This window comes from Bradyrhizobium sp. Gha, from assembly GCF_900113735.1.
Taxonomy (GTDB): Bacteria; Pseudomonadota; Alphaproteobacteria; order Rhizobiales; family Xanthobacteraceae; genus Bradyrhizobium.
Genome location: NZ_FOQM01000003.1, coordinates 107,505 through 132,837 on the forward strand (window position 1 = coordinate 107,505; position 25,333 = coordinate 132,837).

At 64.5% G+C, this 25,333-nt stretch carries 24 protein-coding genes; 9 read left to right on the top strand and 15 right to left on the bottom strand.

Annotated elements, in window-relative coordinates:
- Positions 1-5: 5 nt before the first annotated feature.
- Together BM222_RS06150 and copD are read left to right on the top strand one after the other, a co-directional pair.
- A complete protein-coding gene (locus BM222_RS06150; RefSeq protein ID WP_092227398.1) occupies positions 6-362 on the top strand; it encodes a copper resistance CopC family protein in 357 nt (118 codons plus the stop codon).
- Positions 363-391: 29 nt separating this feature from the next.
- Positions 392-1,708 carry a copper homeostasis membrane protein CopD gene (gene copD / locus BM222_RS06155; RefSeq protein WP_092227399.1) on the top strand — a complete coding sequence of 439 codons (1,317 nt, stop codon included), beginning with the start codon at positions 392-394 and terminating at the stop codon, positions 1,706-1,708.
- Between the two features lie 287 nt (positions 1,709-1,995).
- Here the strand turns inward: copD and BM222_RS06160 are convergent, their stop codons facing one another.
- From BM222_RS06160 to BM222_RS06170, 3 genes are all read right to left on the bottom strand, one after another.
- Positions 1,996-2,427 (bottom strand): NlpC/P60 family protein, encoded by a 432-nt coding sequence (locus tag BM222_RS06160; RefSeq protein ID WP_092227400.1) that lies wholly within the window; start codon positions 2,425-2,427, stop codon positions 1,996-1,998.
- A 326-nt stretch (positions 2,428-2,753) separates the two neighbouring features.
- Positions 2,754-3,197 (bottom strand): GlcG/HbpS family heme-binding protein, encoded by a 444-nt coding sequence (locus tag BM222_RS06165; protein ID WP_092227401.1) that lies wholly within the window; start codon positions 3,195-3,197, stop codon positions 2,754-2,756.
- 80 nt (positions 3,198-3,277) lie between these two features.
- Positions 3,278-4,288, bottom strand: a complete 1,011-nt coding sequence (locus tag BM222_RS06170; protein ID WP_092227739.1) for a zinc-binding alcohol dehydrogenase family protein — start codon at positions 4,286-4,288, stop codon at positions 3,278-3,280.
- Positions 4,289-4,360: 72 nt separating this feature from the next.
- Between BM222_RS06170 and BM222_RS06175 the strand changes: the two genes are divergently transcribed.
- A complete protein-coding gene (locus tag BM222_RS06175) occupies positions 4,361-5,293 on the top strand; it encodes a LysR family transcriptional regulator (RefSeq protein WP_092227402.1) in 933 nt (310 codons plus the stop codon).
- A gap of 562 nt (positions 5,294-5,855) precedes the next feature.
- On the top strand, positions 5,856-6,467 hold the full coding sequence (locus BM222_RS06180; RefSeq protein ID WP_177243038.1) for a hypothetical protein: 612 nt from the start codon (positions 5,856-5,858) through the stop codon (positions 6,465-6,467).
- 146 nt (positions 6,468-6,613) lie between these two features.
- Here the strand turns inward: BM222_RS06180 and BM222_RS06185 are convergent, their stop codons facing one another.
- The 6 genes from BM222_RS06185 to BM222_RS06215 all read right to left on the bottom strand — a co-directional run bounded on the left by BM222_RS06185 (position 6,614) and on the right by BM222_RS06215 (position 10,188).
- A complete protein-coding gene (locus BM222_RS06185; protein ID WP_092227403.1) occupies positions 6,614-6,811 on the bottom strand; it encodes a DUF2158 domain-containing protein in 198 nt (65 codons plus the stop codon).
- A 251-nt stretch (positions 6,812-7,062) separates the two neighbouring features.
- The gene (locus tag BM222_RS06195; protein WP_092227405.1) at positions 7,063-7,803 is read right to left on the bottom strand and encodes an HAD family hydrolase; all 741 of its coding nucleotides are present in this window, start codon (positions 7,801-7,803) and stop codon (positions 7,063-7,065) included.
- Positions 7,794-8,693 carry an oxygen-dependent coproporphyrinogen oxidase gene (gene hemF, locus BM222_RS06200; RefSeq protein WP_092227406.1) on the bottom strand — a complete coding sequence of 300 codons (900 nt, stop codon included), beginning with the start codon at positions 8,691-8,693 and terminating at the stop codon, positions 7,794-7,796. Before hemF ends, BM222_RS06195 begins: the two co-directional genes overlap by 10 nt.
- 4 nt (positions 8,694-8,697) lie before the next feature.
- On the bottom strand, positions 8,698-9,063 hold the full coding sequence (locus BM222_RS06205) for a 6-pyruvoyl trahydropterin synthase family protein (protein WP_092227407.1): 366 nt from the start codon (positions 9,061-9,063) through the stop codon (positions 8,698-8,700).
- 14 nt (positions 9,064-9,077) lie between these two features.
- On the bottom strand, positions 9,078-9,710 hold the full coding sequence (queE, locus tag BM222_RS06210; protein WP_092227408.1) for a 7-carboxy-7-deazaguanine synthase: 633 nt from the start codon (positions 9,708-9,710) through the stop codon (positions 9,078-9,080).
- A 19-nt stretch (positions 9,711-9,729) separates the two neighbouring features.
- The gene (locus tag BM222_RS06215) at positions 9,730-10,188 is read right to left on the bottom strand and encodes a tRNA (cytidine(34)-2'-O)-methyltransferase (RefSeq protein WP_092227409.1); all 459 of its coding nucleotides are present in this window, start codon (positions 10,186-10,188) and stop codon (positions 9,730-9,732) included.
- Between the two features lie 278 nt (positions 10,189-10,466).
- On the opposite strand from BM222_RS06215, the gene petA reads away from it, so the two are divergent.
- The 5 genes from petA (at position 10,467) to BM222_RS06240 (ending at position 16,888) form a co-directional block, all read left to right on the top strand.
- Positions 10,467-10,997 (top strand): ubiquinol-cytochrome c reductase iron-sulfur subunit, encoded by a 531-nt coding sequence (petA, locus tag BM222_RS06220; RefSeq protein ID WP_092227410.1) that lies wholly within the window; start codon positions 10,467-10,469, stop codon positions 10,995-10,997.
- Between the two features lie 62 nt (positions 10,998-11,059).
- Positions 11,060-13,123, top strand: a complete 2,064-nt coding sequence (fbcH, locus tag BM222_RS06225; RefSeq protein ID WP_092227411.1) for a cytochrome b/c1 — start codon at positions 11,060-11,062, stop codon at positions 13,121-13,123.
- A 149-nt stretch (positions 13,124-13,272) separates the two neighbouring features.
- Positions 13,273-13,947 carry a dienelactone hydrolase family protein gene (locus BM222_RS06230; protein WP_092227412.1) on the top strand — a complete coding sequence of 225 codons (675 nt, stop codon included), beginning with the start codon at positions 13,273-13,275 and terminating at the stop codon, positions 13,945-13,947.
- 226 nt (positions 13,948-14,173) lie between these two features.
- On the top strand, positions 14,174-16,339 hold the full coding sequence (locus BM222_RS06235; protein WP_092227413.1) for an anthranilate synthase component I: 2,166 nt from the start codon (positions 14,174-14,176) through the stop codon (positions 16,337-16,339).
- 9 nt (positions 16,340-16,348) lie between these two features.
- Positions 16,349-16,888 (top strand): adenine phosphoribosyltransferase, encoded by a 540-nt coding sequence (locus tag BM222_RS06240; protein ID WP_092227414.1) that lies wholly within the window; start codon positions 16,349-16,351, stop codon positions 16,886-16,888.
- Positions 16,889-16,983: 95 nt separating this feature from the next.
- Here BM222_RS06240 and BM222_RS06245 read toward each other — a convergent pair whose 3' ends face one another.
- The 6 genes from BM222_RS06245 to smc all read right to left on the bottom strand — a co-directional run bounded on the left by BM222_RS06245 (position 16,984) and on the right by smc (position 25,224).
- Positions 16,984-17,652, bottom strand: coding sequence for a hypothetical protein (locus tag BM222_RS06245; protein WP_092227415.1), 669 nt, complete (start codon positions 17,650-17,652; stop codon positions 16,984-16,986).
- A gap of 60 nt (positions 17,653-17,712) precedes the next feature.
- Positions 17,713-18,465 carry a P-loop NTPase family protein gene (locus tag BM222_RS06250; RefSeq protein ID WP_092227416.1) on the bottom strand — a complete coding sequence of 251 codons (753 nt, stop codon included), beginning with the start codon at positions 18,463-18,465 and terminating at the stop codon, positions 17,713-17,715.
- A 220-nt stretch (positions 18,466-18,685) separates the two neighbouring features.
- Complete coding sequence (locus BM222_RS06255; RefSeq protein ID WP_092227417.1) at positions 18,686-19,921, bottom strand: M48 family metallopeptidase; 1,236 nt, start codon at positions 19,919-19,921, stop codon at positions 18,686-18,688.
- Between the two features lie 32 nt (positions 19,922-19,953).
- Positions 19,954-20,514 (bottom strand): LemA family protein, encoded by a 561-nt coding sequence (locus tag BM222_RS06260; protein ID WP_092227418.1) that lies wholly within the window; start codon positions 20,512-20,514, stop codon positions 19,954-19,956.
- A 134-nt stretch (positions 20,515-20,648) separates the two neighbouring features.
- Positions 20,649-21,629, bottom strand: coding sequence for a small ribosomal subunit Rsm22 family protein (locus tag BM222_RS06265; RefSeq protein ID WP_092227419.1), 981 nt, complete (start codon positions 21,627-21,629; stop codon positions 20,649-20,651).
- Positions 21,630-21,759: 130 nt separating this feature from the next.
- Positions 21,760-25,224: a chromosome segregation protein SMC gene (smc, locus tag BM222_RS06270; protein WP_092227420.1), complete on the bottom strand. Its 3,465-nt coding sequence runs from the start codon at positions 25,222-25,224 to the stop codon at positions 21,760-21,762.
- Positions 25,225-25,333 lie beyond the last annotated feature (109 nt).

Sequence of the window (25,333 nt, forward strand, 5' to 3'; positions counted from 1 at the left end):
TGACCATGCCACGTTCATCTCTCATCGCCATCACGCCCCTCCTGCTTGTGCTCGCAAGCGGCGCAGCGCAGGCGCACGCATTTCTGGATCATGCCGAGCCGCGTGTCGGCAACAAGGTCGCGACTCCGCCGCACCAGGTCACGCTCTGGTTTACCCAGAAACTCGAGCCGGCCTTCTCCGGCGTAACCGTGACCGACGCGGCCGGCCAGCGCGTCGATACCGGCAAGGCCCGTGTGAGCGGCAACGAGATGTCGGTCTCGTTGCGGCCGGCCGGCAGCGGCACCTACCGCGTCGATTGGCACGTGCTGTCGGTGGATACCCATAAGTCGGACGGCAGCTTCACGTTTCAGGTCGGTCAATAGTAGAGCCAGTCCCCCGGACCGGTGACGACATGGGCCATCTGCTGCTTTACGTGCGTGGCGTTCATTTCGCTGCTACCCTGCTGATGGCGGGCACCGCCTTCTTTGTCGTGTTGATCGCTGACGCGGCGTTCCGCAAGGCACCAAATGAGGTGCCACTCGCTCTGGCCTTTCGACGCCGGGTCGCGCAGATCGTATGGATCAGCTTCGGTACTTTGTTGCTGTCCGGCGCGCTATGGCTGGTTCTGACAGCTGCATCGATGAGCGGTCAACCGCTCGCGAACGTCTACACGCAGGGCGTGCTGTGGACAGTGCTGTCGCAGACCGATTTTGGCAATGACTGGGTGGCACGTTTCGTGTTCGCCTGCATGCTCGCCGGCGCGTTCGTCCCGCTGTCGTCGGCAAAAGGCTCCGTGCGGCCTTGGCTCAAGATGACCGCAGTCGTTTTCGCCACGGCGCTTGTCGGGTCATTGGCCTGGGCCGGCCACGCGATCGGCGCCCAAGGCATCGAGGGCATTGTGCATCCAGTCGCCGACGCTTTGCATCTGGTCGCCGCCGCGGCGTGGCTCGGAGCGCTCGTTCCGCTTGCGCTGTTGCTTTCATTGACGGGCGAGCATGTGACCGCACTGGCATCGGCGCGCACCGCAACGCTGCGTTTCTCCACGCTCGGCATCTTGAGCGTCGCCACCCTGCTGTTCACCGGCATCGTCAACAGCTGGTATCTCGTTGGCAGCATCCCGGCGTTGACCCGATCCGAGTACGGCCGCTTGCTCCTGATCAAGATCGCGTTGTTCGCAGCCATGGTCGCGTTCGCCGCCGTCAATCGCACGCGGCTCACGCCCCAGCTGCTCGACGGCGCCGATTTGACAGCGGCTCAACGCGCGCGAGGCGCGCTCTGCCGCAACGCCACAATCGAAGCGTCCCTCGGTGCCGCCGTGATCGCCATTGTCGCGGTGCTGGGCACGTTGCCGCCCGGAAGCCACGCCCATCATCATTCGGCCGAAGCCGTGATCCCGGCCGAGGCCAGCTTTCAGCACATCCATGGCGAAGACGGCATGGCGGACGTCATGATCGAACCGGGCCGCGTCGGCCCGGCGAAGGTCATCATTCACATCTTGAGCGACGATCTAAAGACGCTCGCCGTCCGGCAGATCACGCTCAACCTGACCCCGCCGACGCCCCGAAGCAAGCCGATCATGCGCGCCGCCGTCCAGGACGCTGACGGCAACTGGCGTGTCGAGGGCATCGAGCTGACGGCTGCGGGCAACTGGACCGTAGCGGTTGACGCGCTGCTTAGCTCCAACAAACACCTCGAACTCACGGCGTCCATCGTGATCGACGCCAAATAGCGCGACGATACCCCACGCGCTCATCTGAGATCGATGGTTTCCGACAGCCGTTCGGCGGATCGGTTTGGGATATGCCCAATGAATTAACCAACGGAACGGCTCGCTTCAATGGGATGGGGCGTCCGTCAACCCCGCACAGGATGTCGCTTAATGGGAGTTGCGCCGCGTCTGACGGACGTCCGCTCATCGCGCCAGATCGCTGCGCGAATGTTCTGGCCCGTTGCGGGCGTTTGCCGCTCCATGAGCTGACCGTCGGCTTTGCCCCGAAGCTGACTTTCAGCGTTAGCTTAAGGCGAGACGGCAATACTTCGGAGCCGCTTTGCCCCGATGAAGATTCGATACTCGGCAAGCTCTCGAAATTGGGCTAACGGCCAGATGACCGGTTCGGACTGCTTCTTGCTAAGATGGATGGCGCGGTCGTCGCCGAGATAAAGTGCGACGTGCGCGCCCCAGGGATTTTTCGTTCGATTGAAAAGCAACAGATCGAGCGCTCTCAATTCGTCTGTCACCACATGGGTCTCGTTGCTGTCCTGCCATAAATTGCTAGACCGAAACGGCGAGACCTCACATCCGACGTGTTTGAGCAAACTGTACGCAAAGTTCTGGCAATTGGGGCTCTCGGAGATGCTTGGCAGCGTCGGCGTATTTGGGTCGTGGTTTTGATCGTATCGAATTCCCCAGAAGTGCTCGGGTATCATGTCCGACGAAATGCTCTTCATTGGCAAAGTCCTTTTGGTCAGCAAATTTCAATCAGGGTGGCCGGCTCTTTGGGGCAGATGGAGGCGCAAACTATCATCTGGATCGCGCCATGTCCGGAGGCGACCTCTTGAGCGCAATATTTTACGAGAAGAAGAGCCCTGCCGCCTGGCTTCTTGCAGAGCAGGGCTTGACCCATCAAGACGCGGCGAACTTCATCCTCCAGAGGATCAAGAACGCAGGCGAACGGCCTGCAACTTAGGTTGAAAGTCGGGTCTTCGCAGGCCTGCGCGGAGCGCTGCTAAAGACAGCCGCGGCAGAGCCGACATCGGTTGAGAGAGGGGTGTGTTCATTTGGGGACCTCCCGACCGGCGGCCTCGAGCGCAGCGACTGCCACGTCGTGGTCCTGTTGGGCGGTGCCACCGGAGATGCCGATGCCGCCGACCACACGGCCGCCCACCACGATGGGAACACCGCCGCCCACCGGCATGACGCGCGGATGGTTGGCCAAGGGAGCCGTGGCCGGCAGAGCGACGACCTGGTTCCAGATCATCGTGTCCAGGCCGAAGGAGGCGGCAGTCCAAGCCTTGTTGATGGCCACTTCGGCGGCCAGGAACGGCGTGGCGTCGGCACGCTCGAAGGCGATCAGGTGGCCGCCTTCGTCGGTGACCGCAATGGCCAGATTCAGGCCGACCCTGGTGGCCGCCTCGCGCGCAGCGATGGCCAGCGCCAGCGCGCTGTCACGCGTGATGGAAGCCTTGGTTTGGGTATGAGTAGCGTTGCCTTGAGCCATGATGAATTTCCTTGAGGTGACGTTAGGGGGCGGAGAATTGAAGTTGTGCGCCTGGGCGCTCGTATGCGGAGCGCTCGAAATCAGAACCCTTCGAGCACGACCTTGCCTACGGCCTTGCCGCTTTCGATCAGCGCATGCGCACGGGTCAGGTTTTCCGCATTGATGCGGCCGAAGACGGCATTGGCGGTCGTCTTGAGGCGGCCGAAGTCGACCAGGTCAGCCACGCGCCCGAGCAGCACGCCTTGCTCTTGCATGTCGGACGTCTCGAACATCGAGCGCGTGAACATCAGCTCCCAGTGCAGCGACAGCGACTTGCTCTTGAGCGCGATCGGATCCAGCCCTTCCATGTCATCGATGACGGCCAGCGCGCCCTGTGGCCTCAGGCTTTGGATGATCTCCTGGTAGTGCGTGCCGGTCTGCGTCAGCGAGGCCACGTCGTCGACGTGCTCGATGCCGGCCGAGCGCAGCGCCTGCGACAACGGCTTGGAGTGATCGATCACCGCGTGCGCGCCCAGCTCCAGGCACCATTCACGCGACTCCGGACGCGACGCCGTGGCGATCACGCGCAGCTTGGTCAGCTGCCGGGCCAGCTGGATCAGGATCGAGCCCACGCCCCCGGCGCCGCCCACGACCATCAGCGTCTGACCTTCGCCGCCGCCTTGGACGATGCGCAGCCGATCGAACAGCAGCTCCCAGGCGGTGATGGCCGTCAGCGGCAGCGCCGCGGCTTGCGCATCTGAAAGCGAGTTGGGCGCCTTCGAGACGATGCGAGCGTCCACGGCATGCAGCTCGCTGTTAGCGCCCGGGCGCTTGATCGAGCCGGCATACCAGACGCGGTCGCCGACAGCGAAGCCACTGGCCTGCGGGCCAGCGGCCTCGACCACGCCGACGGCATCCCAGCCGAGCACCTTGATCTCGCCGGCGGCCGGCGCGCTGGTGGCGCGCACCTTGGTGTCGACCGGATTGACCGAGACCGCGTGCACGCGCACGAGCAGGTCACGCGGACCGGGCACCGGGGCCGGCAGTTCCACGTCTTCGAGCGCCTTGGGCGCGTTGATGGGCAGGTTCGTGTGATAACCGACAGCTTTCATGGCAATCTTTCCTTCCATGTCGATGGAAGGCAATGTAGATAGCATCTATGAATTTGATAATACGGCATCTGGATGTTTCACTTTCAAAGCAAAATTGAAAATGTGGGCGACCTCCAGGTGCTGCTGCACACGGTCAGCGGAGGATCATTGACCGCGGCGGCGCAGGCACTCGGCATCACGCCGGCGGCGGCCAGCGCAACGCTGAAGCGGCTCGAGACTCAGCTCGGCACGCGGCTCTTCGAACGCTCCACACGTGCAATGCGGCTTACGCCGCCAGGTCAAATCCTTCTGGAGTATGCGCAGCGCGCGTTCGAGCTGCTTGCCGAGGGGGAATCCCAGCTTGATGCCGAACGCAGCGCGCTGGTGGGCACCGTGCGTGTCTCGGCGCCGTCGGACCTGGCTCGGACCGTGTTAATGCCAATGTTTGACGAGTTCCTGCACCTTCATCCCGGAGTGAAACTGGCGCTCAATGTTGGCGACCGCGTGCTCGACGTGCTGCGAGATGAGGTGGACTTGGTTATCAGGTACGGTGAGTTGAGCGACTCTCGCCTCGTGGCCCGTCCTCTTTGGCCTGCGCATCCCGTTGTCAGCGCCTCTCCCGACTATTTGAGTCGTCACGGCACGCCACTCGTGCCGACAGACCTGGTGAACCACAACTGCATCTCATTCATTCGCGGTGGCCGCGCATTCAGCTCTTGGCGCTTCGGTCAGAACGGCCAATGGACCATGGTAAGGGTCAGTGGCGACCGGATCGTGGATGACGCCTCGCTGGCACGCGAATGGGCCGTTTCGGGAGCGGGAATCATCTTCATGACCGAGATTGAACAACGGCGTGATCTGCAAAGCGGCAATCTGGTGCGATTGCTGACCGAATGGGAGACGGATCCGTATCCGTTGCATGCTCTCCTACCCAGCGGGCGCTTCGTCCCCAATCGCGTTCGCGCGCTTCTGGACTTCATCGCTGGGCGCTTTGCTGAACTCCGGCGATCAAACACGGCGCACTGAAGAAGGTGCCCGGCAGTCCGTGGATGATGCACCGGCGCCGCGTTCGCAACGCCGGACCGTTCCGTGAGGCATGGCAGACGAGATATACTCCGTTCGATATACCCCGTTTGAGCCATTCACAGTGTGACCCAAAAGCGGACGCTCGACATTGAGGCGAGGTGGCCGTGATGGTACGTCTCCAACCACATCATTCCTGTGAGTGATGGGGCGGGCGACCAGGCTTACGGACTGCCGCCCGCCGAGATTGGAATACTTGAGGCCCCTGGCTCCGCCTCCGGACGCTTTTCAAAGTCGGCCGGGAAATGTCATGGACGTCATTTCCCTCCGTTCTTCCCCTTGACTCGGAGGCGGGCTCTTTCTGTCAAACGCCATGAAAGAGCGTTTCGCCATGTCTGTTCCGATAGGCCGGGCCCATTGCAGGGCAAGCAACGATCGCAGAGCAGGTCGGGATCGTTCGATCGCCGGACGCGTGTGTCATTGCGTCGTGGCTTCGCTGATATGTGCAGCTTGCACTATTTTATGCGCGAGCACCGGTTCGGCTCAATGCGCAGCTCGCGATCTATTGCAGAACCAGCTCAAGTTCAGGACCAGCGCGACCCAAACGTCCCAACGGCCTATCAAGTCCGCCCGCGACATCGCCGCATGGAAGACCATTACAATCGGCAGCTTCGCCGACCCGATGAGGCTACGCGATGCGCTGGATGCCAAGGGCTGCAACGTCGGTGGGCAGGCCGCCGAAATCCTTGCTCGGCCCGCGTTCACCGTCAGCTCGCAAAAAATGGATGTCGAGCTCGTCAGCGTATCACCAGCCCAGTTCGGATTCACATCCGATGGCGTGCCCTTGGCTAACATTTACGAACGCGCTCGATCGCTCGGCCTTGAACTTGCTGCGGCCGAGGTGGGACCGCAATTGCGCATCCAGTATCTCGATCAGCCCATGGGTGAATTCCTCACCATCGGAATGGAGCCGATCAAGACGTGGGGCGGCGATCTCATCATTCTGAATGTGGCAAATGGCGGAGCCGGACTGATCCTCATCGGCCAAGACGGCAGAGCCGGGGCGGACATACCGGCAGCAACTCGTTTCGTTTTCACCCGGCCGCATCAGCCCGCACCGGGTCTCAAGCTCGTCGAGGGGGCCGGAACGTCGCTGCTGCCGGTAGGTGATTGGTAGTCTGCAATCGGCCCATCGCTTCCGTTGAAGCGGCGGCCCTTCCGCAACATCCGGCAATCTCCGCTGTCGCTGGGATCGGCAGAGAGCGGAGATCAGGCGTGTCGGAACGGAGGGCTCCGGACCGGCCGGGACGCGGCTCGACGGATTTACTCGTCGTCCTCGTCTTCCTCTTCCTCCTCGTCTTCTTCCACCTGGACGAGCGTGGCGAGCGGCAGCGTCTCGCGGTAGAGATCGCCTTCCATGCCCATCCAGAGGCAGAGCACGTCCTCGCCCTTGACCTCCGCCACCGTCAGCGGCTGGCCGCCCGATCTCAGCATGACGATATCGCCGGCTTTCAATTCCATGGAGTGTCCTTTCGTGTTGATCGACCCGGCACCGATGCTAGCAATCTGTCATGACAAGCCGAACACGGGCGGGGAGAGGCGCATAGCGCGCAAGGGCCGGCAGGCAGTTCACGCGGCAGGCTTCCATCGCCAGCATCCCGACGATGGCATCATGCCCCTGTTTTGCCCGACGGGTCAATGCTTCTTCGAAAAATCCGTAGAGCTCTCAAATTTGCAGCAGCGCCTACTGTGCATGGGGTTGTTTTCGCGTTTCAGCCCGGCACGAGCTCGGTCAGCGAGCGGATGATGCGGTCGGGCCTGACTGTCGAGCCCTCGGGCAGGCCGTCGCCATGCGCGTCGAGCCAGATCGCATAGATGCCGAGGCGCTGCGGCGTCACGACTTCCCACTCCAGATTGTCGCCGATCATCCAGGTGTCCGCAGGTGTGACGCCGAGCGCCTCCATCGCGTGCAGATAGGCGCGCTCCTCGGGCTTGCCGAAGCCGTGCTCACCTTCGATCTGGATGTGGTCGAAGCGGTGGGTCAACTCGAAGCGCTCGACCTTGGCGCGCTGCATGTCGGCAGCGCCGTTGGTGACCAGCGCGAGCTTGACGCCATGGGCCTTGAAGGCGTCGATCGCATCATGCGCGCCGGGAAAGACGAAGATCGCTTCCTCGCGATAGCTGGTGAAGCGGTCGGCGACGCGATCGGCGAGATCGTCGGAGAGGGCGCGATGGCCGCGCGCTGCGAGCGCGGCAAAACCGCCGCGCACCGTGAGCCGCCGCGCCTCGCCAAGCTTCATCCGCCAGACCGGTTCTGCGGTCGACCAGAACTGCCGCGCATAGGCCAGCACGGCCGTGGCGACCTGCGCCGGCGGCAGCGGCGCGAGATCCTCGGCGAATTCTTCCGCGATCGTGTTCCAGGCGATCTCGGGCCGGCCATAGGCCGACAGGATGGTGTCGTCCATGTCGATCAGCATCGCGCGGGGGAGGGGCTTCGTCGTCGTCATGGCCATTTCACCTCCGGCGGCAGCGACGACAGGATGGAGTCCACATTGCCGCCGGTCTTGAGCCCGAAGATCGTGCCGCGGTCATAGAGCAGGTTGAACTCGACATAGCGGCCGCGGCGGATCAGCTGCTCCTCGCGGTCCTCGGCGGTCCAGCTTGTCGCGAAATTGCGGCGCACGATGTCGGGATAGATTTTCAGGAAGGCGCGGCCGACGTCCTGGGTGAAGGCGAGATCGGCATCCCAGTCGCCGCTGTCGTGCCAATCGTAGAAGATGCCGCCGACGCCGCGCGCCTCTTTCCGGTGCGGCAGATAAAAATACTCGTCGCACCATTTCTTGTACTTGTCGTAATCGGCAACGCCGTTCGGACCCGTGCAGGCCTCCTTCATCGCGGCGTGGAAGGCGAGCGTGTCCGAATCCTCCTGCGTGCGGCGGCGGTCGAGCACCGGCGTCAGGTCTGCACCGCCGCCGAACCACGCCTTGGTGGTGACGACGAAGCGGGTGTTCATGTGCACCGCCGGCACGTGCGGATTGCGCAGGTGCGCGATCACCGAGATGCCGGAAGCCCAGAACCGCGGGTCTTCGGCCGCGCCCGGGATCTGCGCACGAAACTCGGGCGCGAATTCGCCATGCACCGTCGAGCAGTGCACGCCGACCTTCTCGAACAGGCGGCCCGACATCATCGACATCACGCCGCCGCCGCCGGCTGCGCCAGAGTGGTCGGTGCGCTGCCATGGCGTGCGCGCGAAGCGGCCTGACACGCCGGGATAGAGGCTTTCCGGCGCATCGTCCTCGAGCCGCTCGAAGCTCGCGCAGATGTCGTCGCGCAGATGCTCGAACCAGCTCCGGGCGCGGGCTTTGCGGTCTTCGATGACGGTCGGGTCGATTGCCGATGTCATGTCGTTACCCTTGCGGACCGTAATAGGTGCAGCTCTCGTTGCAGCTGTCGCGGTGGATGCTGACGCGGGTGAGCTTGCCGACATGCGCGAGCCGCTCCCAGACGAAGCGCGACAGGTTCTCCAGCGTCGGTGCGCCCAGCGCCTCGATCTTGTTGAGGAACTTGTGGTCGAGCATCAACCGCACGTCCTCGATGGCGCGCTGGAGCAGGCCGAGATCGACCACCATGCCGGTCGCAGGGTCCGGCATACCGCGCACCGTCACCTCGGCGCGGAAGGAGTGGCCGTGGATCTCTTCGCTCGCCTCACCGAAGGTCGTTCCCTTCAGCGTATGCGCCGCCTCGAAGCGGAACGATTTCGTCAATTCCCACATCTGTCCGTTCAGCCCTATCTGATGCCGAGCGATTTATGCGTCTGCACGCTCAGCCGCCATTGCGGATGGCGCAGACAATAGTCGATCGCGCGCGCCGTGTTCTCGATGACGTCAGGCCCGTCCATCGGCTGCAGCGAGAACCGCTCGAAGGCGAGGCGCTCGAACGTCTCGGGCGCGGCGAGGGCCTGCGGATAGACCAGCTTGAGTTCGTGTCCCCGGCGCAAGACCAGCTCGCTGCCGCCCTTGGGGCTGACGCAGATCCAGTCGAGCCCCTCAGGCGGGATAAGCGTGCCGTTGGTCTCGACGCCGATCTCGAAGCCGCGGGCGTGCAGCGCCTCGACCAGAGCGTCATCGACCTGCAGCAGCGGCTCGCCGCCGGTCAGCACCACATAGCGGATGCCGGCGGTTGCGGTCCACTGCGCGGCGATGGTGTCGGCGAGTTCCACCGCCGAGGCGTAGCGGCCGCCGAGCGTGCCGTCGGTGCCGACGAAATCGGTGTCGCAGAACTGACATGTGGCGCTGGCGCGATCGGCCTCGCGGCCGCTCCAGAGGTTGCAGCCGGCAAAACGGCAAAAGACCGATGCGCGCCCGGCATGGGCGCCTTCGCCTTGCAAGGTCAGGAAGATTTCCTTGACCGCGTAACTCACTGGTCTCTCCTCGTCATCTCTAAACTTGCGGGTTCCGGACCTGCCGGAGCGCCTCGCCCGCAGCCATCGCCGCGGTCATGGCGACATTGAGCGACCGCAACCCTTCGGTGATCGGGATCACCAGTCGCGCATCCGCAGCCTCGACCACCGCGTCAGTGACGCCGGCACTCTCGCGCCCGAATAGCAGGATGTCCGACGTCTGGTAACGGAAATCGCGGTAGTCGGTGGCGCCTTTGGTGGTGAACAGCAGCAGGCGGGTGCCTTGGCTTGCGCGCCATGCCTCGAATTTCGCCCAGGAATCGTGGCGAGCAATACTGACATGGTCCAGGTAGTCCATTCCCGCCCGGCGGAAATGCCGGTCGGAGACCGGAAAGCCGGCCGGTTCGATGATGTGGGCGGCGATTCCCAGACAAGCGCACAGGCGGAGAATCGTCCCGGTGTTCTGGGGGATGTCGGGTTGGAAAAGTGCGATCTGCATGGGCGTTACGGGGTTGGTTGTGGGCCGGAAATGTCTCAATAAAACATCGCTGGCCGCGGAATTCGTGCATTGCACGCTCCCGCGCCGTTAGCGGGCTTGCGCTCGCCCTGCAAGGGTGCCAATAGAACGATTCTGGACTGCTGTTTTCGCCTTGTTTTGGCGGCGACAAGTGAAGTTCTGCCGCCGCGGGGGGCCGCGGGCGCCGGCAGACTGTTCTGGGGACCTTGGGGGCCCCTGGGGTGGTTCCACCGGCTGCATAAGAAGAAAGGGTTGGAATCGTGACGACAGCGTCTTCGGCGGACCATCCGACACGCCGTGATTTCTTATTCGTTGCAACGGGGGCAGCCGCAGCAGTAGGGGGCGCGGCCGCGCTCTGGCCCTTTATTTCTCAAATGAATCCGGACGCCTCGACCATCGCCGCGGGTGCGCCGATCGAGGTCGATCTGAGCCCGGTTGCCGAGGGGCAGGACATCAAGGTGTTCTGGCGCGGCAAGCCGATCTACATCAGCCATCGCACCAAGAAGCAGATCGACGAGGCGCGCGCCGTTCCTGTGGCGAGCCTGCCCGATCCGCAGTCCGACGAGGCCCGGGTCAAGTCCGGGCACGATCAGTGGCTGGTCGTGATCGGCATCTGCACCCATCTCGGCTGCATCCCGATCGCCCATGAAGGCAATTACGACGGGTTCTTCTGCCCCTGCCATGGTTCGCAGTACGATTCGTCCGGCCGCATCCGCCAGGGGCCCGCGCCCGCGAACCTGGCCGTGCCGCCGTACACTTTCGTTTCCGACACCAAAATCCAGATCGGCTGAGCTTCGGACCCGCCTCCGATAGCTCGAACCGTCTCGTCGTTTTATTTCCTCAGGATCGCATCATGAGCGGACCATCCGACTACCAGCCGAGCAATCCGGCACTGCAATGGATCGAGCGGCGCCTGCCGATCTTTGGTCTCGTCCATTCCTCGTTCGTCGTCTATCCCACCCCACGCAACCTGAACTATTGGTGGACCTTCGGCGCCATCCTGTCCTTCATGCTGGGGATGCAGATCCTGACCGGCGTGATCCTGGCGATGCACTACACGCCCCATGCCGATCTCGCCTTCAAGTCGGTGGAACTGATCGTCCGTGACGTGAACTATGGCTGGCTGCTGCGCAACATGCATGCGGTCGGCGCGTCGATGTTCTTCTTCGCGGTCTACGTCCACATGCTGCGCGGCCTCTATTACGGTTCCTACAAGGAGCCGCGCGAGGTGCTCTGGATCCTCGGCGTCATCATTTACCTCTTGATGATGGCAACCGGCTTCATGGGCTACGTGCTTCCCTGGGGCCAGATGAGCTTCTGGGGCGCCACCGTCATCACCAATCTGTTCTCGGCCATTCCTTACGTCGGCGAGAGTATCGTGACCCTGCTGTGGGGTGGCTATTCGGTCGGCAATCCGACGCTGAACCGCTTCTTCTCGCTGCACTATCTGCTGCCATTCCTGATCGCGGGCGTCGTCGTGCTCCACGTCTGGGCACTGCACGTCGCCGGCCAGAACAATCCTGACGGCGTCGAGCCGAAGACGGAAAAGGACACGGTGCCGTTCACGCCGCACGCGACCATCAAGGACGGCTTCGGCGTCGCCTGCTTCCTGCTGCTCTACGCCTGGTTCATCTTCTACATGCCGAACTATCTCGGCGATGCCGACAACTACATTCCGGCGAACCCCGGCGTGACGCCGCCGCACATCGTGCCGGAATGGTATTACCTGCCGTTCTACGCGATCCTGCGCTCGATTCCGAACAAGCTCGCGGGCGTGATCGCGATGTTCTCGGCGATCATCATCCTGTGCTTCCTGCCCTGGCTCGACAGCGCGAGGACGCGTTCGTCGAAGTATCGTCCGCTCGCCAAGCAGTTCTTCTGGATCTTCGTCGTGGTCTGCATCCTGCTCGGCTATCTCGGTGCGCAGCCGCCGGAAGGCATCTACGTGATCGCCGGCCGGGTCCTGACGGTCTGCTACTTCGCCTACTTCCTGATCGTGCTGCCGCTGCTGTCGCGCATCGAGACTCCGCGGCCGGTGCCGAACTCGATCTCGGAAGCGATCCTTGCCAAGAGCCGCAAGGCCGTCGCCTCGATCGCGGTCGCGCTCGTCGCTGCCGGTGCGCTGTTCGTCGGCACCGTGCAGGATGCCCGCGCCGAGGAAGGCGGCACCAAGCCGCCGGGCAACAATTGGTCGTTCGCTGGCCCGTTCGGCCACTATGACCGCGGTGCACTCCAGCGCGGCCTGAAGGTCTACAAGGAAGTCTGCTCGAACTGCCACGCGCTGTCTTACGTCGCCTTCCGCAACCTCGCGGAAGCCGGTGGTCCGGGCTATTCGGCGGCGCAGGCGGCGGCGTTTGCCTCCGACTACAAGATCAAGGACGGTCCGAACGATCAGGGCGAGATGTTCGAGCGCCCGGGCCGGCCGGCCGACTACTTTCCCTCGCCGTTCCCGAACGAGCAGGCGGCTCGTGCGGCGAATGGCGGCGCTGCGCCGCCCGACCTGTCGCTGATCACCAAGGCGCGTTCCTATGGCCGCGGCTTCCCGATGTTCATCGTCGACTTCTTCAGCCAGTACCAGGAGCAGGGTCCCGACTATGTCGCCGCCGTGCTCCAGGGCTTCGAGGACAAGGTGCCGGAAGGCGTGACCATCCCGGAGGGCTCGTACTACAACAAGTACTTCCCGGGCCACGCCATCAAGATGCCGAAGCCGCTCAGCGACGGTCAGGTGACCTATGACGACGGCTCGCCGACGACGGTTGCGCAGTACGCTCACGACGTCACCACGTTCCTGATGTGGGCCGCCGAGCCGCACATGGAAGCGCGCAAGCGCCTCGGCCTCCAGGTGTTCGTGTTCCTGATCCTGTTCGCGTTCCTGATGTACTTCACCAAGAAGAAGGTCTGGGCCGACTCGCACTGAGCAGCCTGACGCGAAACGAGAATGAAGGAGCCCCCGCAAGGGGGCTTTTTTATTGGACACGCTCGTGTGTTGTTCGATGCGATTGCCTATCGCGTGCCCAGCCGCCAAAATACCGCCAGCCTCTCCCTCAGAAACCATCGGAGGACACCATGGGAACCACCATCACCTTCAAGCGTCCGGACGGCAAGGATGCCTCCGGCTATCTCGCCAACGCTGCACGCGGCAACGCGCCGGGCGTGGTCGTGATCCAGGAATGGTGGGGCCTGTCGGACCAGATCAAGGGCCTGTGCGACCGCTTCGCGCTTGCGGGCTTCGATGCGTTGGCGCCCGATCTCTACAAGGGCAAGGTGGTGCCGTATCACGACTCGGACGCCGCCGGCAAAGAAATGAACTCGCTCGACTTCATGGATGCCACCACGCAGACGGTGCGCGGCGCCACGCAATATCTCTCGCGCAACGGCGCCAAGGTCGGGCTGACAGGCTTCTGCCTCGGCGGCGCCGTTACCATCATCGGCGCGGTGCATGTGCCGGAGCTTGCCGCCGGTGTCGTGTTCTACGGCATTCCGCCGGAGCAGGCGGCCAAGCCCGCCGACGTCAAGATCCCGCTCCAGGCCCACTTCGCCAACAAGGACGATTGGTGCACGCCGGAGCTGGTCGACGGCTTCGAGAAGGCTATGAAGGCCGCCGGCAAGTCGCTGGAGCTATTCCGCTATGACGCCGAGCACGCCTTCGTCAACGAACAACGCCAGGCCGTACACGACCGCGAAGCCGCCGAACTCGCCTGGGGCCGGGCGACGGAGTTTTTCAGGAAGCACTTGGGGTAGTCGCCGGGGTTGCGGCGGCGGCCACCCTTGACGCCGCCCCCGCGCCATGGTGAGTATCCGCCCATGAGCACCGCAGCCCGCCCATTCCGTCGTTGGTGGCGCACCTCCTAAGAGGTGGCCGGTGCGATTTATTCTCTCAAAATCGTCCGAGGTCGCCAGCACAGCGCGGCGGCCTGATCGTTTGTCCTGTGTGGCGTTCCCTCGGCAAGTTTCGTAAGAGGACGACATGAACAGGACAGTCTTTGCCCTCCCGGCCAGAAGCGACTACGTCACCCGCGGCGGTCTCGCGATCACCCGCGTGGCCGAACAGTTCACCGGTGGCGCCTCCAGGCTCGACGATCTCGTCAACCTGCTCGACCGCCGCCGCGGCGTGGTGCTGTCCTCGGGCACGACCGTACCGGGCCGTTACGAGAGCTTTGATCTCGGTTTCTCCGACCCGCCACTCAAGCTCGAGACCACAGGCGTCAATTTCAAGCTCGAAGCGCTGAACGAACGCGGGCAGGTGCTGATCGCCTTCCTTGCGGAGGTGCTGCGCGAGCCCTGTGTCGTGATCTCCGAGAAAACGACCACGCGCCTGGCCGGTCACATCATTCGCGGCGAAGCGCCGGTTGAGGAAGACCAGCGCACGCGGCGCGCCAGCGTGATGTCGCTGGTGCGCGATCTCATTGCCAGCTTCTCCGCCAATGATGACGGGCTGCTCGGGCTGTTCGGCGCCTTCGCCTACGATCTGGTGTTCCAGATCGAGGACCTCGTGCAGAAGCGCCCGCGCGAGGACGACCAGCGCGATATCGTGCTCTACGTTCCTGATCGTCTGCTCGCCTATGACCGTGCCACCGCTCGCGGCGTGGTGCTGAGCTACGATTTCGCCTGGAAGGGCCAATCGACCGAAGGCCTGCCGCGCGAGACGGCCGAGAGCCCATATGTGAAGACGGGACGTCAGGGGTTTGCCGATCACGCGCCCGGCGAATATCAGGCCACCGTCGAGACCGCGCGCGCGGCCTTTGCCCGCGGCGATCTGTTCGAAGCGGTGCCGGGCCAGCTCTTCGCCGAGCCCTGCGAGCGCTCGCCGGCCGAAGTGTTCCAGCGCCTTTGCGTCATCAACCCGTCGCCTTACGGCGCGTTGATGAATCTCGGCGATGGCGAATTCCTCGTCTCGGCCTCGCCGGAAATGTTCGTGCGCTCCGACGGGCGCCGCGTCGAGACCTGCCCGATCTCAGGGACGATCGCGCGCGGCACAGATGCAATTGGCGATGCCGAGCAGATCCGCCAGCTGCTGAACTCGGAGAAGGACGAGTTCGAGCTCAACATGTGCACGGACGTCGACCGCAACGACAAGGCGCGCGTCTGTGTGCCCGGCACGATCAAGGTGCTGGCGCGACGGCAGATCGAGACCTACTCGAAGCTCTTCCACACCGTCGATCATGTCGAGGGCATGCTGCGCCCCGGCTTCGACGCCCTTGATGCTTTCCTCACCCATGCCTGGGCAGTGACGGTGACTGGCGCGCCCAAGCTTTGGGCGATGCAGTTCGTCGAGGATCACGAACGTTCGCCGCGGCGCTGGTACGCCGGCGCGATCGGCGCCGTGAACTTCGACGGCAGCATCAATACCGGTCTCACCATCCGCACCATCCGCATGAAGGATGGTCTCGCCGAGGTCCGCGTCGGCGCCACCTGTCTGTTCGATTCTGATCCCGCTGCGGAAGACCGGGAATGCCAGGTCAAGGCGGCAGCGCTGTTCCAGGCACTGCGCGGCGATCCGCCGAAACCGCTGTCGGCGTTTGCACCTGACGCCACCGGTTCGGGCAAGCGGGTGCTGCTGATCGATCACGACGACAGCTTCGTTCACATGCTCGCCGACTACTTCCGCCAAGTCGGCGCCAGCGTCACCGTGGTCCGCTATGTGCATGCGCTCGCGATGCTCGAGCACACCAGGTGGGATTTGCTGGTGCTGTCGCCCGGCCCCGGCCGTCCTGAGGATTTCGCCATCAAGAAGACGATCGACGCGGCGCTGAAGAACAGGCTGCCGGTGTTCGGCGTGTGCCTGGGTGTGCAGGCGATCGGCGAATATTTCGGCGGCGAGCTCGGCCAGCTCACGCATCCGGCGCACGGAAGGCCCTCGCGGGTCCAGGTGCGTGGCGGGCGACTGATGCGCAATTTGCCGAACGAGATCGTCATCGGCCGCTATCACTCGCTCTTCGTCGAGCGCGACAGCATGCCTGATGTGCTCGACGTCACCGCCAGCACCGAGGACGGTGTTGCCATGGCGCTGGAGCACAAGACCCTGCCGGTTGCCGGCGTGCAATTCCACCCGGAATCGCTGATGTCGCTCGGCAATGAGGTGGGCTTGAGGATTGTCGAGAATGCGTTCCGGCTGGATGCGCCGGTCAATTGAGAGGCACCAATGACCTTTGAGCACGATTTGAAGGCGAGCGTCCGCACCATCGCCGATTATCCCAAGCCGGGAATCATGTTCCGCGACATCACGACGTTGCTCGCGGATGCGCGCGCCTTCCGTCGTGCGGTCGACGAGCTGGTCAATCCCTGGGCCGGCAACAAGATCGACAAGGTTGCCGGCATGGAGGCGCGCGGCTTCATCATCGGTGGCGCCGTGGCGCATCAGCTTTCGGCCGGCTTCGTGCCGATCCGCAAGAAGGGCAAGCTGCCGCACACCACCGTGCGGATCGCTTACTCGCTCGAATACGGCATCGACGAGATGGAGATGCATATCGACGCGATCCAGCCCGGCGAGCGCGTCATCCTCGTCGACGATCTCATTGCCACCGGCGGCACCGCGGAAGGCGCAGTGAAGCTGCTGCGCCAGATCGGCGCCAATGTCGTGGCCGCCTGCTTCATCATCGACCTGCCCGACCTCGGCGGCGCCGCCAAGCTGCGCGCCATGGACGTGCCGGTGCGCACGCTGATGACGTTCGAAGGGCATTGAGAAATCGTGGCGATCGTCAGATCGCCTCGGCCTTCAGGCGGCCTGGAGGCTGGGCGAGGGACGGTCGGTGTAAATATATCACCCGGATAAAATCTTCAGGGCCGCTGCAGGATCAGGCTGAGCTCGAGCTCACGGAAGGCGAGGTAATTCCGCCGGATCCACTGGTGCAACTCGGTCGAGGAATCCTTCTCATGGCGCAGATAGCCGGTGAAGGAGAAGCTCAGCCGGTCGATATAAGTTTTGAGGAAGCCGGGCAGCGCGGGCAGGCGGAACAGCCGGCCGCCTTCCATCGCGGGTGGCAGCTCGCCGCGAATGATGAACTCGTTGTCGACGGTGATCAGGTTCATCCGCGGGATCTGCCCGCGCAGCATTTCGTGGCTGCGGGCCGAGACACGGTCGGTATCGGCGAGGAACAGGATCTGAGGTGCGACATGCCGGCGTGCCGCCTCCTTCAGCAGGCCGATCTCGTCGGTCATCTTGAAGAACTCGTCGAAGGCGTGGAAGCCGAGGTCGATGACCTTGGCGAGCCCGTCGTCGACGATGACGCGGTCCATCAGCTGCATCTTGCCGTAGGTATCGATCACATCAGCGGTTTCAGTGACCTTCGGCAGGTAATCGAGCAGCGACGGCTCCTTCAGATTGACGTCGAAGGCGGCGACGTTGCCGTTCTTGAGCAGCAGGAATTCACTCAATAGCCGCGCCAGCAGCGTCTTTCCGACCTGCGGGCGGGGCGAGCAGATGATGTAAACGGGCGTCGCTGGCATCGGCTGCTATATCAGGCCAAGTCAACGCCCAATCCAGCCGTATCAGCCCGGCCTTCGCAACTATTTTTCGCTGTTGCGGGTGACGGGTTTCGAGCCGACGATGTCGGTGAGGCGGATGCGGTCGAATTCGCTCCAGACGTTGGCCAGCCAGTGCCGGACATAGCCGCGCAGCACGAAGGAGTAGTTCGCTGCCTCGTCCTGGATGCCCTTGTTGGCGACGAATTTCAGGAACGGCACCGAGGACACCTCGACCTGCTCATAGGCCATTTCGTTGAGCTTCGGGATGGTCAGCTCGGTCGCGTCCTTGATGCGGTGGAAGTAGGAATTGTAGGTCGCCTGGTCCCACTGGAAGAACTGGGTGTCGTTGATGAAGTTCTTCACCAGGAAATATTTCGCACCGGACATGAAGCCGGCCGTCTCCGCGATTTCCTCGAGCGAGGCGATCGAGGGTCCGAGGATGTGGAACACGGCGAAAGTGATCTGCCCGGCCTTGGCGGCATCGAGGAAGCCGATGTCGCGCAGCGAGGCGAGCGCGGGCGAGAGCAGGCCGGCGCGCACGTCGATCACGGTGACCGAAGGGCTGACAGCGTTGAGCGTGTCAAAGATCTTCATCTGGTCCGCGGTCGTCGTCATGTCTACGATCTCGGTGATGTCAGGGTGGAAGCGCTTCAGCGTTCCCCGCGGCGACTCCGTATCGAAGGCGCGCGTCGGCACGTTGTTGGCGGAAAAATAATCGAGCAAGGTACGTGACACCGTGGTCTTGCCGACCCCGCCCTTGTCCGCGCCCACCACAACCACTGCCGGCTTTGCCATTGCTGTCCCCTCACGCGCCCCCGATCGCGAGGTCGCAATCGGCCGGGCCCCAAATCGATGTCTCAAGGAATGCCCCAAGGACGTTCCAGCGATGCATCCCAAGGATTGTCCCGAGTCTGCTGTTGGGCGCGAACATGGCAGAAACAAGGGAGAATTCAAATCTCTCGGACGCGGTTGCTGCGATTCCCGGAGTTTTTCCCAAGGGTAGTCTTCGAGACGCTCAGTGGCGGCCCCAGGGTCCCATAGAATTCCCAATGGGATCGCCGGCCGCGGTTCCGGAAGTACCCGGCGCGGGGACGGGCGGTGGCGTGGCTCGGCCGCCTGCACCGTTCCACGGTCCTTGCGGCAGCGGCGGTGGGGCGTCTTGCGGATCGGCCTGCGCCTCCGGTTGATCCGCGGTGGGCTGTTCCGTCTCCGCGGATGGCGGTGGCAGCGGACCGGGATCATGGCCGCCGGCGAATTTGACCAGCGCCTCGACGCGGGACTGCACCGAGGGGTGGGTCGCGAACAGATCTGAAAAGCCTTCGCGCGGATTGTCCAGGCACAGCTCCATCACCGCGGAGGTCGCGCCGGGCAGTTCGCCACGGCCTTCGATCTTGCGCAGCGCGGAGATCATGGCGTCAGGGTTCTTGGTCAGCTCGACCGACCCGGCATCGGCCAGATATTCGCGCGAGCGCGACAGCGCGAGCTTGACCACCTGCGACACCAGCCAGGCCACCACGATCAGCACGACGGCGATGATGATGACGATGATCGCGCCGCCGCCGGAATTCTTGTTGTCGTTCGACGACGAGGACGAGCGCGACGACGGCGAAGAACCTGACGACCGCGAGCCGCCGCCGGAGCTCCAGCTCAGATTGGTGAACAGGCGGAAGAACAACTCGCCGAAGAAGCCGACCACGCCGGCGATGATCACGGCGACCACCATCAGCTGCACGTCGCCGTTCCTGATGTGGGTGAGCTCGTGGCCGAGCACCGCCTCGATCTCCTGGTCATCAAGCGCCTTCAGCAGACCCGTGGTGACGGTGACGGCATATTGCCGCGGATTGAGGCCGGTCGCGAAGGCGTTCAGTGCCGGAGAGTCCATGATCTTCAGCTTCGGCATGGTGATGCCGCGCGAGATGCAGAGGTTTTCCAGCAGATTGTAGAGCCGCGGCTCCTCTTGCCTGGTGACGTCATGGCCGCCGGTCACCGCGTCGATCATCGACTGGTGGAAGAAATAGGCAATGACGATCCAGGCGATCGCGCCAGCGGTCGCAAAGGGGAAGGCGACGAAGAGGTCGTGGAAGGCGCGGCTCAGATAATAGGCGGCGGTCTGGTTGCCGTTGATGACGACCTCGGCGACCAATGCGCCGGCATAAACCAGCACATAGACCAGCGCGAACAGGCCGGCGAGCAGCAGCATCGAACGAAACTTGTTCGAGGCGATGTGCGTGTAGAGACCATACGCGGCCATGACGCGTTGTCCTGCCGGCCGATCGGCTCAGATCAGAATTTCACCTGGGGCGCAGCCTCGACTTCGGTGCGGCTGGCGCCGAGATCGAAGAAGTCGTTCCTGGTGAAGCCGAACATGCCGGCGAACAGGGCAGCCGGCATCTGCTGGATGCCGGTGTTGTATTCCTGGACAGCGTTGTTGAAGAAACGGCGGCTCGCCGCGATCTTGTTCTCGAGGTCGGAGAGCTCGGATGCGAGCTGCTGGAAATTGGCGTTGGCCTTGAGGTCGGGATAGGCCTCCGACAGCGCGATCAGCCGTCCCAGCGCACCGGAGAGCTGGTTCTCCGCGGCGGACACCTGCGCCGGCCCTTGTGCCGACATCGCCGAATTGCGCGCCTTGATGACGTCGTCGAGCGTGCCGCGCTCGTGCGCGGCATAACCCTTGACGGTCTCGACCAGGTTCGGGATCAGGTCATGACGCTGCTTGAGCTGGACGTCGACATCGGCAAAGGCCTGGCCGACGCGCTGTCCCAGCGCCACCAGCCGGTTGTAGGCGCTGAAGGCGAACAGCACGAGGACGACGATGACGCCGAGAACGATCCAGCCGGTCGACATGGAGAACTCCTGGAAGGAAATTGGAGCGGACAGCCTAAACTAAAACGGGCCCGGGAAGAGCCCCGCGGGGAGGGAAGGTAAGACTTGGTCGGATCGGGAGCCATCCGAGTTCAAGGGAACAGCGGGCAACGAGGTTAACTTTCGGACCGGACGGCGTCGCCCCAGCGCCACCGCCGGGCGCCCGCGTAAGCGGCCTTGTCGCGCCGCGGGATCTTGGCGAGTTCGACACCGTGGCGAGTGCAGAGTTTTGCCGTGATCTCGGCCTTGCCGACATCGGGCGGCGCCAGCACGCGTGCGGCGCGGATTGCCGGTGGGGAGCGGGTCAGCGCGACATAGATGAAGCGCTCGTCCTCGAACGGCACCTCGGCGCCCTTGATCTGGCGATGCGCTTGCGAGCGCGGCAGGCGTTGATTGAAATGGCACCAGTCGGGCGCGACGAGCGGGCAGGGCTTTTCGTGCGGGCAGGGCGCGGCGACATGGGCGCCTGCCGCGATCAGGTGCTGACGCAGCGCGAGGATGCGGGCATAGCCGGCGGGCGTGCCGGGCTCGATCACGACCAGCGCGTGACGCGCTTTGGCCCACATTGTCTCCGCGAGCTTGCGCTGGTCGCTCTCGCCGAGCTCGCCGATGACGTAGCTCGCGACGACGAGATCGGCTTGCGAGGCCTCGGCGAGGTTCGTGACCGCATCGCCGGGCAGATAGCGGCAATCCGACAGGCGCGTGCTGTCCTGCGCGAGTTCGAGCGCGAGCCGGCTCAGTGTGGCGTTGGCGTCGAGCAGGGTGAAATCCCGCAGTGACGTAAAGGCCTCTGCGGCAGCCCAGCTTGCGGTGCCCGGACCCGCGCCGACGTCGAGCAGGGTTTCCGGAGCGAAGCCTGGCGCGATTTCGGCGAACGCGCTCAGGCTTGCGGCGACGGCGGCGTAGGTTGCCGGCATCCGCGCCAGCGCATAAGCGAGGGCATCAGCTTCGGACTTGATCGTGCCGGAGCCGCCACCGGCGCGATAGGTGGTCGAGATTTTCTGCGAGCGCTGCGCGGCGTCGTTGCGCGAAAAACCCTGCAGCCTGGCGTCGAGCGCGGCCTTGAGTTCGGTGGGGAGGGTGGGTGCGATCATCATCCGCAGTCATGCCCCGCGAAGGCGGGGCATCCAGTACTCCGAGACAGCGCCGTCGACCGAGGTGCCGCGGCGTCCTGGATCATCCGCCTTCGCGGATGATGACGTCAATGGGTGTGGAACGACCGCAGCGTCACGCCACGTTCTGGTCGAGAATGTCCACCGCCTCGGACAGGCTCACCGAGACGAGCTGGGAGACGCCGCGCTCGGCCATGGTGACGCCGAACAGCCGGTTCATCCGCGCCATCGTGATCGGGTTGTGCGTGATGATGACGAAGCGCGTGTCGGTCGAGCTGGTCATCTCGTGCAGCAGGTTGCAGTACCGTTCGACGTTGTGGTCGTCGAGCGGCGCGTCGACTTCGTCCAGCACGCAGATCGGCGAGGGGTTGGTCAAGAACACCGCGAAGATCAGCGCCATCGCGGTCAGGGCCTGCTCACCGCCCGAAAGCAGCGACAGCGTCTGCGGCTTCTTGCCCGGCGGCTTGGCGATGATTTCGAGACCGGCTTCGAGCGGATCGTCGCTCTCGATCAGATGCAGCGCGGCCTCGCCGCCGCCGAACAGCTCGACGAACAGGCGCTTGAAGTGGTTGTTGACGACCTCGAACGAGGTCAGCAGCCGCTCGCGCGCCTCCTTGTTGAGGCTCTGGATGCCCTGGCGCAGCCGCTTGATGGCCTCGACCAGGTCATCACGCTCGGTGACCAGGCCGGTGTGCTGGGTCTCGACCTCCCGGAGCTCTTCCTCGGCGCGCAAATTGACGGCGCCCAGGCGCTCGCGGTCGCGGCGCATCTTTTCGAGGTCTTCCTCGATGTCATGCAGCGGCGGCAGCTCCGCGCCCGGCTCGATCTCGGCGAGGCCGGCGACCGCCTGCGGCTCGACTTCCAGCATGTCGCGGATCTCGCGCTCGATGTCCTCGAGCCGGCGCCGCGCGCCTTCCATGCGCTCCTCGGCGCGGGCCGTGGCCTCGCGGGAGCTGGAGAGCGCTTCGAGCGTCAGCTTGGCGACGCGATCGGTCTCGGCCATCGCGGTCTCCGCAGTGGCGAGCGCGTCGGCGGCCATGCGGCGGTCGTTCTCGGCGTATTCGATCTCGGTGATCAGCGCGCTGCGCTTTTCAGCAAACACAGCGGGCGCGTTTTCGAGTTCGCTGCGCTCGATCGTGAGCTCGGCGATACGCGCCTGGATGGTGTCGATGTGGGAGGCCGCGCTTTCCTTGCGGTTCTGCCACTCGGTGCGCTCGGCGAGGATCGCCTGGACACGGCGGTCGGCCAGCTCGGCCTCGCGCGCCAGGGCCTGCGCTTCGGCGCGGACCTGGGCTGCGATGCGGCGCTGGCCTTCGATGTCGCTGCGGACGGCGGCGAGACGGGTTTCGGTGTCCTCGCTCGAGGGCAGCTCGCTGATGCCGGCCTCGGCGTATTCATAGGCAGCCTCGGCTTCGGCCCGGTCGGCGGCGAGGCGGCTATGCGCTTCCGACAGCGTCGCCTTGCGCGCGGCATGACGGCTGATCTCGCGCTCCGCGGTGGCATGGCGCTCGCGCGCGACGTTCAGCTCGCGCTGCGCGGCGCGCCAGGCTTCGCGGGACGCACCTTCGGTGCTGGCGGCCATCTGCAATTCGGACTCGGCATTTTCAAGCGCCTGACGCTTGATCTGCGCGTCGATGCGGGCCTGCTCCAGCTCGTTCTCGATGTCGACGAGGCGGGCGCGTTCGGCAAGGCGCCGTGCGGCCCCGGTCGGGGCGTGGGCGGCGGCGACAAAGCCGTCCCAGCGCCAGACGTCGCCCTCCGGCGAGACCAGCCGCTGGCCGGTCTTGAGCTGCGGAACCAGCTCGGCACCGCGCTCGCGCGGCACCACGCCGATCTGCGCCAGGCGGCGTGTCAGCTCGGCCGGCGCCTGCACGTGGTTTGCGAGCGGGGTGACGCCTTCGGGCAGCTCCGGATCGCCGTCGGTGACGCCGGCATTGGTCCAGCGCATCGGCGCCGAGGGATCGACGGGCGCGTCGAGGTCGTCGCCGAGAGCGGCGCCGATCGCCTTTTCAAAACCCTTGTCGACGGTGATGCCGTCGATGATCGGCGGCCACAGATTCTTGGTCTCGCCGTTGACGATCTTGGAGATCGTGCGCGCTTCGGTGTCGAGCCGCTGCACGCGCTTGTCGGCTTCGACCAGCGGCGAGCGCGAGGATTCCAGCGTCTGCCGTGCGGCGACATGCGCCGCTTCGCTTGCCTGGGCCGCGGCTTCCGATGCCGCAAGGGTCTGCTCGGCGGTCTCGACCATGGCGGTCAGCTCGTCGAGGTCACCAAAGCCGCCGGTGTCGGCCGCGAGCTTCTGCTCTTCGGCGCTGACATTCGCGATCTCCTGGTCGAGACGGGCGAGCTTGTCGCGGTGGGTGCGGACGTTGGCCTCCAGCTGATTGCGCTTGGCCGTGAGGTCGGCGAGCGCGGTGGTGAGCTCGGCGAATTGCTGCTCGGTCTCGCTCAGCACGGCCTCGGCTTCGCCGACGCGCTCGTCGACGCCGGAGCGCTTCTCGACGCGCGATTTGATCTCTTCCTTGAGCTCGGCGTCCTCCGTGTCGAGCCGCTGCAGCGCGACGTCGGCGTCCATGGTTTGTTGCTGAGCACGAGAAATGTCGCCTTCGAACTGGGCGAGGCGCCGCTCGAGCTCGGCGACGCGCTCCTTGGCGCGCTCTTCCTCGCGATCGAGCAGCTCGCGGGCATTGGTCAGGCGCTGAAGACCGGCGGCGGCGCGCGCTTCGGCATCGCGCAGCGCCGGCATTTCAGCGGCGCGGATCGCCTGGATGCGCGCAGCTTCAGCCTGGTGCTGGGTGCGCTCAGCCATCTCGCGCACGGCGAGATCGTGGGTCTGGCCGGATTCATTGACGTCGGCATGGGCGCCGATCCAGCGCAAATGGAACAGCGTGGCTTCGGCCTTGCGGACCTTGGCCGCGACTTCGCGATAGCGCACGGCCTGGCGGGCCTGTTTCTTCAGGCCTTCCATTTGGCCGGAGAGCTGGCCGATCACGTCCTCGACGCGGGTGAGGTTTGTCTCGGCCGCCTTCAGCCGCAGCTCGGCCTCGTGGCGGCGGGCGTGCAGGCCGGCAACGCCGGCAGCGTCTTCCAGCACGCGGCGGCGCTGCTCGGGCTTGGCTTGAATGATCTCGCCGATCTTGCCCTGGTGGACCAGGGCCGGCGAACGTGCACCGGTCGCGGCATCCGCGAACAGGATCTGCACATCGCGGGCGCGCACGTCGCGGCCGTTGATGCGGTACACCGAGCCCGCTTCGCGCTCGATGCGGCGGGAGATTTCAAGCAGCTGGCTGTCGTTCATCGCCGCAGGCGCGGTGCGATCGGCATTGTCGATCGTCATCGTCACTTCGGCGTAGTTGCGCGCCGGACGGTTGCCGGAGCCCGCGAAGATCACCGCGTCCATGTCGGCCGCGCGCAAGCTCTTGTACGAGGTTTCGCCCATCGCCCAGCGCAACGCCTCGACGAGGTTCGACTTGCCGCAACCGTTGGGCCCGACCACGCCGGTCAAGCCGGGCTCGATGACGAAGTCCGTGGGCTCAACGAAAGACTTGAAGCCGTGAAGGCGCAGGCGGGTGATTTTCATAAGCACGCATCTCTGTTGGCAGGCGCGAATCCCCTTGCCCGGACAATACCATGGAAGGCAATGTCGCTATCTGGGCGAGTCGCGCGGGGCGCCTCATGCGGCGGACAAT